The organism is Metamycoplasma spumans, from assembly GCF_041026625.1.
In the GTDB taxonomy this organism is placed as follows: Bacteria; Bacillota_I; Bacilli_A; order Mycoplasmatales; family Metamycoplasmataceae; genus Metamycoplasma; species Metamycoplasma spumans.
This window is the reverse complement of record NZ_CP163393.1, coordinates 245,209-259,345: the sequence shown is the minus strand read 5'-3', so window position 1 is coordinate 259,345 and position 14,137 is coordinate 245,209. Positions and strand designations below refer to the sequence as shown.

The 14,137-nt window shown below is 26.2% G+C and carries 10 protein-coding genes; 2 read left to right on the top strand and 8 right to left on the bottom strand.

Annotated features, from left to right (window positions below; genetic code table 4):
• Window positions 1-54: 54 nt before the first annotated feature.
• Window positions 55-1,950, top strand: a complete 1,896-nt coding sequence (locus AB5V95_RS01030) for an MAG3240 family lipoprotein (protein ID WP_369086035.1) — start codon at window positions 55-57, stop codon at window positions 1,948-1,950.
• Window positions 1,934-2,947 carry an HxHSH motif-containing lipoprotein gene (locus tag AB5V95_RS01025; protein ID WP_369086034.1) on the top strand — a complete coding sequence of 338 codons (1,014 nt, stop codon included), beginning with the start codon at window positions 1,934-1,936 and terminating at the stop codon, window positions 2,945-2,947. The genes AB5V95_RS01030 and AB5V95_RS01025 overlap by 17 nt, the downstream gene beginning before the upstream one ends.
• A 262-nt stretch (window positions 2,948-3,209) precedes the next feature.
• Here AB5V95_RS01025 and AB5V95_RS01020 read toward each other — a convergent pair whose 3' ends face one another.
• The 8 genes from AB5V95_RS01020 to AB5V95_RS00985 are packed head-to-tail and all read right to left on the bottom strand — an operon-like array spanning window position 3,210 to window position 14,001.
• The gene (locus AB5V95_RS01020; RefSeq protein WP_027122992.1) at window positions 3,210-4,610 is read right to left on the bottom strand and encodes an MSC_0618 family F1-like ATPase beta subunit; all 1,401 of its coding nucleotides are present in this window, start codon (window positions 4,608-4,610) and stop codon (window positions 3,210-3,212) included.
• The gene (locus AB5V95_RS01015; protein WP_027122993.1) at window positions 4,610-6,151 is read right to left on the bottom strand and encodes an MSC_0619 family F1-like ATPase alpha subunit; all 1,542 of its coding nucleotides are present in this window, start codon (window positions 6,149-6,151) and stop codon (window positions 4,610-4,612) included. Before AB5V95_RS01015 ends, AB5V95_RS01020 begins: the two co-directional genes overlap by 1 nt.
• 12 nt (window positions 6,152-6,163) lie before the next feature.
• The gene (locus AB5V95_RS01010; RefSeq protein WP_369086033.1) at window positions 6,164-8,323 is read right to left on the bottom strand and encodes an MSC_0620 family F1-like ATPase-associated subunit; all 2,160 of its coding nucleotides are present in this window, start codon (window positions 8,321-8,323) and stop codon (window positions 6,164-6,166) included.
• Window positions 8,316-8,774, bottom strand: coding sequence for an MSC_0621 family F1-like ATPase epsilon subunit (locus AB5V95_RS01005; RefSeq protein ID WP_369086032.1), 459 nt, complete (start codon window positions 8,772-8,774; stop codon window positions 8,316-8,318). The genes AB5V95_RS01010 and AB5V95_RS01005 overlap by 8 nt, the downstream gene beginning before the upstream one ends.
• Window positions 8,764-9,696, bottom strand: a complete 933-nt coding sequence (locus tag AB5V95_RS01000; RefSeq protein WP_369086031.1) for an MSC_0622 family F1-like ATPase gamma subunit — start codon at window positions 9,694-9,696, stop codon at window positions 8,764-8,766. The genes AB5V95_RS01005 and AB5V95_RS01000 overlap by 11 nt, the downstream gene beginning before the upstream one ends.
• The gene (locus AB5V95_RS00995) at window positions 9,683-10,198 is read right to left on the bottom strand and encodes an MSC_0623 family F1-like ATPase-associated protein (RefSeq protein WP_369086030.1); all 516 of its coding nucleotides are present in this window, start codon (window positions 10,196-10,198) and stop codon (window positions 9,683-9,685) included. Before AB5V95_RS00995 ends, AB5V95_RS01000 begins: the two co-directional genes overlap by 14 nt.
• Window positions 10,182-11,660 (bottom strand): MSC_0624 family F1-like ATPase-associated membrane protein, encoded by a 1,479-nt coding sequence (locus AB5V95_RS00990; protein ID WP_369086029.1) that lies wholly within the window; start codon window positions 11,658-11,660, stop codon window positions 10,182-10,184. Before AB5V95_RS00990 ends, AB5V95_RS00995 begins: the two co-directional genes overlap by 17 nt.
• 37 nt (window positions 11,661-11,697) lie before the next feature.
• Window positions 11,698-14,001 carry a putative immunoglobulin-blocking virulence protein gene (locus AB5V95_RS00985; protein WP_369086028.1) on the bottom strand — a complete coding sequence of 768 codons (2,304 nt, stop codon included), beginning with the start codon at window positions 13,999-14,001 and terminating at the stop codon, window positions 11,698-11,700.
• Window positions 14,002-14,137 lie beyond the last annotated feature (136 nt).

The window sequence follows — 14,137 nt, the reverse complement described above, 5'->3', positions numbered from 1 at the left end:
TACAATATTTTTTTAATCGCATGCAATTAAATAATGTTAAAATTATAATAAATTATGAAAAAAAAATATATTTTTAATTCTATATTGTTTGCAAATATTATGCTCACAGGTCCGATATTAGCAATTTCTTGTCAAGCCAATGCTAATCAAAAACAATTGGCATTTTTAGATATTTCAAAAATTTCAAGAGTGTTTTTGAACAGACTTTCATTAGGACAAATAGCTTCATTGCATAATAGTCAGAAAATATTTTACTATTATGATGAAAAAGATGATAGAAAATATTTTGATTTTGCATATATTAAGGGTAATGATTTGCATTTAGTTAATGACAAGGAAGACATTATTTATCAATTTGATTTTCCATATAAACCTTCATGATATCAAAGCATTAGTAAATTTAATAACGTTAATATTCAAGACAGTAATGAGAAAATGAATATTGATGACTTTTTAAATCAGTATACTTTTGACGAAATTGATTCTGCTAATGGTTTTAATGATGAATGATTCACTGTTCTTTCTGAAATCAATAAACGAGACTACAATCGTAACGGCGATCCTTATTTTGCTGATTTGCAGACAATTATATTTAGATCAATTCAAGATATTGCTTCAAATTATTCGATAATGAACCGTCGTTATATGAATAATAAAGATGGTAAAAGAGTTTTATTTGAAGACCTTTTTCAAACTCAATACATTGAAGCTAATGCTTGACTTTCAGAAGAGCATATTGCTCAAAGAAAAAATTTCGAAGCGATTGTTAGCTTGTATTTAAATAAATTTAATGTCAACGTTAGCAAAATTGAATTTGATTGAGAAAATGCGAAAGTTAAAAAATCATATTCTGGAGCTACAGATTATGTTGAAGTTCCTTTAAGAGCAATTTATGATTTCAATAAACAAAATATACTTAGCGAAGATAAAAAGAATATTAAATATTACATTAATAATTTTAGAACATACGCAACTGATCAAAAATTTGGCGTTGGCTTACAAGGTTTAAATGAAGAACTACCTTTGTTTACTAACTATGTTCCTAATCCAGTTTTATTTATAACTGGAGGAAAATACTTAAATGTTATTGATAATATTAATTACTTTATAAAAGGAGCAACTAACTTCGATTTTTGAAATGCAAAAGGATTAATTTATTTATTTGAAAACTTTAAAGACGAGTTTTTCCACATTAATGTCCCTGAATATAAACAAAAAGAAGATCGAGCTTATAAAATTATTGATTTTAAATTTACGCCATATTTTAACACTAATCAATTAATTAAAGCAATTGTAAGAGTATATAAGCATAGTGGCGAATACAAAGATTATGTATGAATTAGTTCTAATTTTGACGACCATGGTCATAGATTGAAAGGAATGATAACTAAAAACGTTGCCCCAGAAGAAGTAAAGGTAAATGATATTTATAGTTTTAATGCAAATTTAGCGCCTATTGCTCAAGGGATAAAATTAGATGAATTTTTAAATATAAAAGATCCTAATTCTGCATTTCTTTTATTATTAGAAAAAGCTGCTGAAAAGCTACAGAATTTATTCATATATTGAAATAATAATAGTAGAAATAATTATGAAGCAGCTCTTTTATCATCTTCATCATTTCAAATTAAAATTTTAGCTTCATATATAAATAACTATTTATTAGCTTATGAATTAGAAAATGAATTAGGGAAAACCTATAGCGGAATAAAAAGAATTGATGTTAGTGTGTTAGAAAATAAAAATAATTTAGGTCGAGCTTATTTAAGATTGGACTTTAAAGCATTTGCAAATGAACATGACTTTGATTTTAAAAGCGAAAATGAAAAAACTGTAAAATCTGTTTATTTATATTGAAATGGATTTAAAGGATATGATACAAGTATAACTGATAAATTTTTTACAGTTGATAAAATTGAAAATGGAGGTGAAGATGAAAAAGAAAATTAAATTACTAAATTGATTAATCGCACCAGCCATTTCACTTCCTTTATTTGCTATTTCATGTCAAAAAAGTCATGATGGAGAAGATAAAGAAGATAAAAAATTTAGAGATCCTAATATTAAAAATAATAATAAAACATTTATAATGAAAAATGATCAAACTAAAGAAATTCAAAATATTTATAACACGGAATTAACTGAGCTATTTAATTTAGTTAAAGAAAATTATCGTAATTACCGAGTAGCTTATGTTCCTTTAAAAAGAAGTTGAGATATTTTATCTAATAAGATTAAGAAATTAGCTAGAGAACAAACGGTTGAAGAGAATAGAAATATTGTTTGAGATTTTTATCAAGGTTGACTTAGCAAAAACAGTGAGTTAATGAAAGATAATGAATTGGCAATATATTTATATAAATATAACCTAGTTTTTCAAGACGTTGATTCAGTTTTAGTTGATACTAATTTAAGTTTTGAAAATAATGAATTTTTAGAACATTTGAAAATTGTTGATGATCGTCTAAGTGGGGTTGATATAACATTGGGCGAAATGCAAAAAAGTTTGTTGGCATTATGAACATTTTTAATTAGCTACATTTTTAATGAAGCTAAATTAACAAAATTTGAATCGCTTCAAAATATTAATATTGAAGCAGATAAAAACTCACACAGTCATTCACATGCGATTATAAATTTAACTTACGAGATGGGACTGTGACATGATGCTTTGCAAGCGAAAAAGAATAATGGATTAGAAAGTTTAAACGAGCAATATCTTCAAGCTAAAAGTCATATAGTTGATAACGTAGATAAAATAGAATACAATAATAACTATAAAGAAGTTATAAGGGTTTTAAATATTAATGGCGCTTGAAATGATCGATACAATTTGATTAATAAAAAGTTCCAAACACAAGCGATGGAAATATTAAATAAGATTAAAAAAATTATTATAAATATTGCAAAAAGTCAGGGCATTGATAAAAACTTAAAATTAGATTAGATATTATTTATTATATTAATTAGTTTATATCAGTATTAATATTGATATAAATTCAAAGTAAGTGATTTAAATAACTTAAAATATAAACAGAAATAAAAATAGCAGTGAAAATAACAAATTTATTCAAAATTAAGGTAGATTTGTTATTTTTTTGTATTAAAAATTTAAATAGCTATAGATAAATTTTTAAACTACCGTTTAGTATATTAAATAAAGTTAAAAAAATAAAGACCACTACGATCTTTATTAATTATTAATTTAACTAAGCTTGAGCTTGTTTTTGCATTGCTTCAATTTCATCATCAGTTGGCATATCTAAATTTGAACCAATGTATGAAAAGATTTCTGGGTTTTGTTTAATGAATTTACCTTCTAAAATTCTTATAACACTTTCAACTGTATCTTCTAATTTAACAAATACACCAGGAGATTTAGTGAAGTGTTCAGTCATAAAGAAGTTTTGGGTGAAGAAGTTTTCAAGTTGAATAGCTTTTTTAACGATGATTTTGTTTTCTTCGTCAAGTTCATCAAAACCTAAAATTAAAATGATATCTTCTAAATCACGGTATGCTTGTAAAATTCTTTTAGTTTCAATAATGGCATCTAAATGTCTCTTGCCAATGATTTTTTCGTTAACTGAGTTTGAAGTACTTGCTAAAGGTTCGAATGCTGGATAAATGTTTTTGGCAGTTTGTTCTCTTGAAAGAACAAGGTTACCGTCTAAGTGGTTAAATACAGCAACGGCTGATGGGTCACTTAAGTCATCCATAGGCAAGAAAATAGTTTGGAATGATGTAATTGAACCATTTTCATTTTTGTATAATCTTTCTTCAATATTAGCAACGTCACTTTCTAGAGTAGATTGATATCCGCCAACAGATGGTTTTTTACCAAGTGAGGCACTAACTTCATTTTCGGCTTGAACAAAACGATAAATGTTATCAACGAATAATAAAACGTCTTCTTTTTCAACATCACGTAAATATTCAGCAGCTGTAATACCAATTGGAACAATTGAAGTTCTAGCGCCAGGATATTCGTTCATTTTTGAAATATACATTGATGAGTTTTTCATTAAATCAGAATCTTTTAATTCATCATATAACTCAATAGCTTCTCTTGAACGTTCTCCTGAACCAATAAATATATTTGATGTTTGTTTATTTGATCTGTTAACATTAAATATAATTTCTTTCATTAAAACAGTTTTACCAACACCGGCACCACCGAAAATACCTAACTTGTGTCCTTTTAAAATTGGCATAAAGAAGTCAATGGCTTTAATACCAGTTTGAATAATTTCTGGTTTATCGTTATTAAAACGGCTTTTATTAGCCAATGAATTCATTTCAACATAATCTGGCTTGGTTTTATTTTCTTTAATTAATGGTTCACCTCAAAAGTTATAAATATTATTTTTTGAGTTTTTACCAACTGGGACCATAAATGTTTTCTTTGTATTAACAACTTCATCGTCTAATGAGATTGGTTGATTTGCATAAACAACAATGGCTAAAATAGTGGTTGCATTTAAAATTCTTTTTACTAGTAAAAATGTTTTTCCATTGTGTAATGTTAGTAAGTCATTAAGTTTTGGTAATTCATTTTCAGCAAATTTTACTTCAATGATATCACTTGAAATTTGAGTAATTTTATTAGCCATTATTTATCTCCTAATCTTTTTGATATTTCTTCTAAAAATTCAGCATCAAATGGAATGAATTCGTGTTGATATTCAATATCTCAGCCTAAGTTATTGTGATCTGAGTATTGTTTTAATGCAAATGCAAAGTAGTTTTTCATGATTTTATCGTCGTATTTTTCGCCTGATTTAATAACTTCGAATGATTTTTTAGATTCATCATGAATTTCAATTAATAAATTCAAGAAATTTAATGCTTTTTGTTCATCTTTAATACCTTTTAAAATGCTTCACGATATTAATTTAGTCATAAACATTACAAAGTTATGTGAGTATAGTGAATAACCTCTTTGTGAAAACATTTTGTCAATCATTTTACCTTTGTATAATAAAGTAGATGTTTCTTTATTAAAATCATAATCTATCATAGCAAGTTTAAGGTGTTTTTTATACATACGATAAATTTTTCCGATTTCACCAGCAACTTTTGTTACAACTCTGTTTTGTACGCTCGAACCTGTACGAGAAACTGATAAATCTAAATTAATTGCTGGTAATTTACCTTGAGCAAATAATTCTGAACTTGTTACAATTTGACCATCGGTGATTGATATAACGTTTGAAGCGATTAATGAAGTGATATCTCCGTCAATTGTTTGTAAAATAGGTAAAGCAGTAATAGTTTTTCTATTTACAAATGATCCAGCTCTTTCTAATAATGAAGAGTGAGAGAAGAAAATATCTCCTGGCATAGCTTCTTTTCCGACTGGTTTATCAGTTAATAAGGCTATTTCACGAATGATATTAGCGTGTTTTGTTAAATCATCAAATATAACTAAAGCGTCTTCTTTATATGAAATATTTTCAGCATGAGCCATACCGATATATGGAGCTAAATATTGTTCATATACACTAGTTGAAGGAGCATCAATAATGATTGTGTTTTTCATTACGTCATATTCTGATAAAGTGTTGTATATCATTGTTAATGATTCACGTTTTTGACCAATTGCTACATAAATACATTTGGTATTGTGTTTTGCTTGATTAATAATGGCATTAATTGCAATATGAGTTTTACCAGTTTGACGATCGCCGATAATTAATTCACGTTGTCCTTTTCCGATTGGAATTAATAAATCAATTGCAACTATACCAGTGTATAATTGTTCATTTAATTTTTTAACAGTCATTAAGTTGTGAACATGTCCAAATATTGGGTGTTTGTTTTCGTATTCTACTGAGTTTGTGATAGTTTTTTTATTGTCAATTGGATAAATTATATTGCCGTGAATATCAATAATTTTTCCAAAATATTCAGACTTAGTTAAAACACCTTCATCGTTTTTAACTTCAATAACTTCGTCTTCAATTAAAATATTACCTTTGTTATTTGCTAATAAAAATGCTTTGTTTTCATCTGCAAATATTAAAGTCATTTCAATATCTTTGTTTGATTTTAAATAAAAATGTTGTCTTTGTTTTCAATCATATTTACCGCGAACTTCAACAATATAGTCAAAAACTGCAAATACTTTTGGATTTTCATTAATTTTTGTCATATATTTTCCCTTCTATAATACTAACATTACAGTTAGTCCTAAAATTACTAATAGCATTGCTCCTAAAATTAAAGCTAAATAAATTCCGCCCAATTTTTTATTAGATTTCAATGATTTTCTATTAATTATTAATAGTGATAGTGATATCAGAACAAGAAGTATTCCGATTAACAATGCAAAGATACCCAAACCTCTTGTAATACTATTTTTGGCTACTTTGGTTTCTTGGTTTATTTGTTTAGCTAGTAAATAAGCTTCTTTAAATTCTTTATTTTGTTTAGTTTGTTCTTCATTTTCTGGATTAACTGGAACTTGTTTATCAGTTGTTAATGAAGATAGAATATTAAATCCTTTTTGAATGAATGTAATATTTTCTAAATAATAATCATATCAAGCAAATAAATTTAGAGGTTTTTCGTATGCAATTTTTGATGTTTTTAATATTGCTTTTTCGATATTTTGATATAAATTCGAAATGACTGTTGTGTCATATTTAAAATTATCAAAATTATTCTTTATAGTTTTATTGATATTAGCCTCTATAAAACGTTTAAAGTCAATTAATACGCTTTTATATGCTTTAACAATTGAATATCAATATGGATTATTATCAATTGTTGAAGAACTTAATGCATTTAAGAAATTATATTTTACTTCATCATTTGATTTGTTAATAACATCATTTTGATTTGAAGATCTTAATTGTTCTGCAAATGTTTTAAGAGAACTAATTTGAGAATTTCTAAAATTTGGGTTAGCTACTCCGTGTAAAATCTTAATAGCAAGATCTACCATTGTAGAAGTTGAATCAATTAAATTTTGATTTCTTAGTTTTAAATAATCGATAGTATCATCCAATGAAATTGATTTATAAAAATCATTAAACATTTTTCTAATAGTTTCAATTTGATTGAATAAAATTATTTGTTGATTTTTAAATAAAATTGTATTAGAAATTGGTTTATTAGTAATTTCTATTTTGTATCTACGTTTATTTTGACTATTCTCAACTCTGTCGTTGATTGATACATAAGCAAACAGTTTGCCATCTGTTATATCAAGCGAATCAACTTCATAAGCAAACCTGGTGTTAATTGGGTTATTAAAGAAAAATAATTTTTTCTTATCTTCATTAGAAGAATTGTCAAATGTATTTTTAATATCATTTAATGAATAAGAAGCAAAGTCATGAAAAATATTTGGTGCTAAATCAGGTAAACTTTCGATAACTTCTCTATTATTTAGCTTCTTTTTATCATCAACAGGTTTATCTGGAACTAATGGTTGAGGAGCGGGAGTTTCGTTGCTTGCATTATTGTTTTCTTGCTTTTCTTCTTTTTCTTTTTCTTTAACGATTTCTTCGTTTAGTTTTAAATCAAAAGGTACGAAACGTTCTTTAATTTTCGTTGAAAAGTATTTATCAATTGTTGAGTATTTACTTTTAAATTCGTCTTTGAAAGTTACTTTTAAACCATCCCCATCTTTAGACGTTTCTAGGGATATATCTTTATCAAGTGTTAATATATCTTTTTGATCATAGATTATTTTTTTGAACTCGCTTATTAGGGCTTGTATATATTTATCAATACCTGCTTTAAATTCGTCTTTTGTAAAAGTATTTTTTTCATCTTTAGGTGATTCTAATTTACCGTCAGGCTTAATAGCTTCAACGTAATTAGTATCAGAAGTTGTTCCGGTTTTAATTCCTTTATATAATTGATTTCCGTATTTAACATCATATACTTTAAAGTTTTTGACGGTTGAAAGTACTTTTGGAGTTACTGTATATAAACTAAAATTGTACGGGTTTTTAACCATTTCTGATTTATTATTTTTAAAATGATTTAAAAGAGCACTTGTATAATAAATTTTTTCAATTCATTCTTTATGATTATTATTTTGTGGGGTCTTGTTTTTTTCTAATTCGTTTTCTAAATAATTTATTAAATCGTCAATTGCCCCTTCTAAACCGACTTTTAATTTTTCATCCGCATATTCTTTAAAAGTATCAAATTCCTTGCTTATTTCTTCTTTTGGGGCTTCTGTTGGTTTGTTTGAAGAGCCACCAGTAGCATTTGTATCTGCTGCAACTAGTGAAATTGATGGAGCAATAAATGCTGAAGCAACTAGTGGTGCGCAAAAAAGCATTTTTAAATGTTTATTTTTAGCCATTAATTTCTCCTTTCACTAATTTAAATAAGCTGATCAATTTTAGTTTATATTGTTGGATTTCCATTTCTCTTAATTCAATTATTTCATCAGCTGTTAAAGATATATTTTCTTTAGCTTTTAAGTAATTAATATTTTTTGATAACCTAGACATTTCTTCTTTTAAATTGATAATATTTTTTTGATTAAAATAAAATTGAGGTTTGTCCAATAATTCTATATCAATGTTATTTAAATTTGATTTAATACTTGCATTGTTTAAAAATAAATATATGTCTTGATTTTGATAATTTATTTTTGCTAAAACAACGTTAAAACTTGCAATTGAATCATTAGTAAAAGCAATTCAGCTTTCATCATCTGGTATATAAAATTCTAAACTTGCATTTGCAAAATTAACATTTTTATTAATTTCATACCGTATGTTAATAAAAAATTTTCCGTTACTTTTCATTATTAACCTCGTTTTTATTAATTAAATCAAGTTTATTATTTCTAGTTATCATTGTGATTTCTTCAATTTCAAGTTCGCGTTTTGTAGAAATAATTTTCTTTTTCAAATTTAAAACATTTTTATCAATTTCATTTGACATTTTATTTAAAGATACAAGTCCAACTTTAGCTGTATAGAAACTTGATTCTATGAATAAAGCGTGCAGAGCATTTAGTAAAAATAAATCGATTTGATTATTAAAATAGTCAGATATATTTGGAAATATTTTAACTTTGGTGAAGTTGTTTTCAGGAATTTGTAGTTCTTTATTATTTATTAATTCCTGGATATTGAATTTTTTAATAGGTAAAACAGTAAAGTGTCCATTATAGTTTTTATTAGAGTTAATTACGAAATTTACCGTACGGTAGCCTTTTTCTAAATAATAGGTTTTAATTAATTGGCATAATTGTTCAGTAAATTCTGTATTATTAAGTCATGTTTGATAACTTTTTAAAATAGTTAATTTTTTCTCTTTGCAAAATTCTATTGCACGGTTACCAATTGCAATAAAGTCTGCTCTTTTTTTAGATATATTTTCTAAAATTTTCTTTTCATATCTAGAATACGAGTCAGTTGCATATTTTTGTTCTTCTGTAACATAAATTCATAATTCTTTGGGTTTTTGTAATGCGTTAATTATTTTGTCAAAGAACTTATTTTTTCTTAAACCATTGTCATTATCAACAATTAAGTTTTTAAATCTATAAGCACTAAGTAATTGGCTAATTTCAGCTTTTAGTTCAAGTGCTCGTTGTGCATGATAATTTAACCCTTTTGTTAATTTCATAATATTAATTAACAAAATATTTCTATCATTATTGACTTTCTTTTGAATATGTTCTAACTTTTTTGATTTGTTTAATAACTTAATTAATTGCATTTTGTACTTTTGCTAATCAAGATTTAGAAAAATATAGTTTATAAACATTAGTTTCGTTAGAAATATACATTATCAATTCGGGCATGATTTCAACATTTTTACCTTGTTTAAATAATTCATTAATTAAATCATTTAAGGTTCTTAAAAATATTGAAATATCTTCATGATTATTTGAGTTTGAAAAATCAACAGATTTTGCATGGTTGGTTTCAGCTTTTTTAATAATTGGAACTAAGCTTTCGTTTCCGTACTTGCTTTCAATTCCAAATGATATTACAAAATCACTAAATACAAAGTCATATTTTTTTTGTTTTGCTAAATTAATATTTTCAATTAAGTATGAATATTGAGAAGATTCAAATCCTGATTTTATCTTAAATAAAACTGTAGTAATTAATTTTTCAAAACTTATAGTATTTTTATCTTCTGACAGTTGCTTATATTCATCAAATAAATTAATCAACTCTACGTTCTCAATAACATTTTTATTTTGCTTTTTCATGTTGATTTTCTCCTCTTACTTTTGATAATTTTATAAATTTACTTAAATTAATTAGCATTTTTAACATTGCTAATATAAAGGTAAACATAATAATTACTACTTCTAATAATGTAATAATTAGGGTTAATGATAAATTAGAATTTATTGTATAAAAGATTAAGTTAAAGTTTTCAGAAACTAAAAACATTTGGTTAAATCCGAATATTGCTAATACAGTTGAAATGGATACGAAATTTACAATAAAATAAAGCGATGATAGTGCACTGGTAATACGATATTTAGCAAAATAAATAGCGTAAGAAATAATTGTAAATAATGTTAGAACTGCCAAATTAATCATATTTATTTTGGCTGATCCATTAATAAATGAAATAACCAAGAAGCTAAATCACATTACAAATTGCTCAGTACTTAAAACTATTAAACTAGTTAAATTTACTTTTTGATTGTTTTTTATTTTTCTTATACTTAAAGCAAAAGCTAGAAATGCAATAAAAATAAATGGTATTAATAAAAGATATAAATAATTTTCACTTTGATTTATCTCTAATGTGTAATTAGGTTTTGCTTTATATAGTATTGTTCTAACAAATCAAATTAATGAAGAAAATGCTAAAACAAGTGCAACTTCAGTAAATGGTTTAAGATTTTCTGATTTGATTTTTTTATTGATTAAATAAACTATTAAGTAAGCAAAATTTCCCAATACAATAAGCCCTGTCACTATAAATATAGTAATAATTAAGGCTAAATTTTTTGCACTATTGATTCCAAATAAATCTCTTATTAGTGTATACATTTTATTAGTTCCAACTTCATTAAATAAATAATTATTATATGAAGGTCAAATCATTAAAAATGAAACTAATAAAATAACTAAAAGTAATTTTGAAACTATGGTAATTATTAAAGGTTTTTTATTTCTATATAATGTAGGATCTTGTTTTTTACCAATCAAATATCTAAGATAAACATCAATTATTCTTGTTAAAAATAACGGTATTAGAATAAATATTAAGCTTAAGATTTTTTTGCTTTGATTATTTTGATTGTTAACAAAATAAGTGAACATTAGTATCATTGATATTATACTAATTGCAAAATACAAGAAATAAATAGCTCCATATTTTTTAATATTTTGTCTGTAGATATTCAAATTATTGTAGTTTATTGCGCTCGCATATATTAAAGTGAATAATAATATAGAAGCACGGAAAATAATTAAAAAGTTTATTGTTTTATAATATTGACTTTCGTAATTATAAAATTGTTTTAAAGTATTACCTGGCAACATAGATTTCGCAAAAATTGTTGTAGGTGAAAGTAATAAAATTACTGTTAATGATATTCCTAAAAAAACTAATATCAAATATTTTAATACCTTATGAGCAACATTTTTTTGTTGTTCTAATTTTAAGGAATTAAAATCTTCAAAATGAATTGTTTTGCTCTGCTCTTTCATTTAGTCTCCTTTACCTATTTTTGTCCAATAAAATAAATTATTGAATTTCTAATGAATCAAGTAGAGATTCATATCTAACTTTAAATCCATTCGATTTTAAAGTGCTGTATAGACCTTCAGCCCCTCTTGGAACTAAAATTTCTGTAGATGTTTTTGAGAAATTGCCATCTGAATATGAAATTAATGTGTTCAAGTTTCTAATTCCTGAATAGTTAAGATTTAATGTATTTAATGTAGGTGAGATTCTAATCTTATTAGTTGTCTTACCATTACTAAACATAATTTTTGAACGAGGTTGTTGTGGTTGTGATGTTACTAAAACATCTGAAAATTGTGCCTCATTTAAATCGATTGTACTTATTGCAAATACTTGTGAATCATTAAAGAATTTGATTTTATTTAATTTACGTTTTAATGAAGGATTTTTAATATCATGGAAAATCATTCCTCTTAATGATCTTATCTCTGGAATGCTTGAAAAATCAACACCCATTGGATATGAGTTACCTCCGGCTTCACGGTCTGGCTTTAGACCAGGTCCAAATGAGCCTTGGAAAATTCTTTCGTTATTTCTTGTTCAATAAGCCATTCTCAACCCGTTATTGATTATTTCAAATGATTTATCTTTGAAATCTTCTTTATCAAATCTTAAATTGTCAAAAGTTATACGAGAATAAATTGTATCTCATGAGTTATAGTCAAACGAAACGTTATAATCAGCCATATTTACCCAAGCAACACCTTTAATTGCTCATGGGTTAATTGCTCAATCGTCTGCTAATGAGTTAACTTTGTTGGTTGTAAACATACTCAACTCATCAATTTCTTTATCTTTTAAATATTTAAGTGATGAAGTGTTTTTACTTTCAAAAAATAATTCAACCATAGGTATTTTTTTAGGTATAGCTTTCATTAATTCATCCATATTTTGATCGGCACCGGTTTTACCAATATTCATAATTCTATAACCTGTTATATCGATATTTTCTGATTGGAATAGTTTAATTAATTCTACGGATTTAGAGAATGCAGAAGAATTTGCGACGTCAATTGTAACAACCCTTGCTTCTTCTCTCGATTCTCCTTCAATTGCCTCTTTACGGGTGTATTTTTTAATACCAATACCGCCACCACGTAATAGTTTTTCAAATTTAGGATTCGTCTTAAATCTTGCAGTTTCATCGATGTCATCTCAGTTGGCGTATTTACCCTTAAGAATATCATCTCCCGATCTACTTCATTTGCTATTATTTCCAAGCACACGTTTGTGCATGTTATTTCTTTCAATCTCACCAACCACTTTATTTAAAGCTGGCTCAAATGTTGAAGATTCTCATTCTCCACGATCATTTACTCAAGTTTGAGCTCCGTATTTAGGTATTGTTTCACCTCTAGCCAAAGCTTTTTTAACTTCGTCTGAAACTTTTGTAATTTTAGTATGATCAATATGCATTAGTAAAAATAGGTGTCCTAAAGGTATAACTCTAGCGTTATAAGATCTTGGTGGATATCACGCAAACTTTTCTTTACTATTTCACCATTCATCAAAATGTGCAAGTGCAACATCATCAACATATTTTTTAATTGTATCTTTGTTTTTCAATAAACGGTAGTATCTTCATCATAGCATTTCTAGTTGTTCTGGTGCATTTCCATCATTGTTATAGTAATTTTGTTTTTCAGTTAAACTAATTCCTGTGTTTTCTAATATTTCTCTATAACTACCATTTTTACCAAATATATAATCTTGTGCACGTCCACCGTCTTGAGCTCTAGTAACGGTTGCTGCAATGTTTTTATCCGTTAATGCTCCTGTTATTTTCCCTACATCAGGAACAATTTCTGCACGATATGGAACTCTGTTTGTAATACCTTTATCAATGTCTGATTGATTATCAACTCTAGGAGGAATTGATATTTCTTCAGCATAGTATTCGATTTCATCTTTCTTAATTTTTTTAATAACCACTTCCGGTTCTTTTGGTTTTGACTTAGGATCTTCTTTTGGCTTTGTTTCCTCTTTTGGTTTAGGTTTAGGTTTTTCCGGCTCTTTTTCAATAACTGCCGGCGGAGGTGTTATGATAATCGGATCTTTAACAATTGGTTTTGGTTGTTCTGTTGCTTTAAGATTTTCATTATCAGTTGTACCAATTACATTTGAGTTATTAGAATATTTGTCACCTGACGAAACATAAGGTCTACCTACAGACCCTGTATATGATTTTGATCCGTCACTTTTATTTGTGATTCCTGCATACAATGCAGATCCTAACATTGCTGATGCTACAACTGTTCCCAATACTATTGTTGTTGATAATAATTGTTTTCTTTTTAATTTCATGATTCCTCCATAATAGCTATAATAAAAATAATTTTATTATAGCACAATATGAAAAACACGGGAAAATTACCGACAAAAAAAATAAACATTTCAATAGATTATTCGTATTTTACTTTTTTTAGTGTTTTTATAAAAA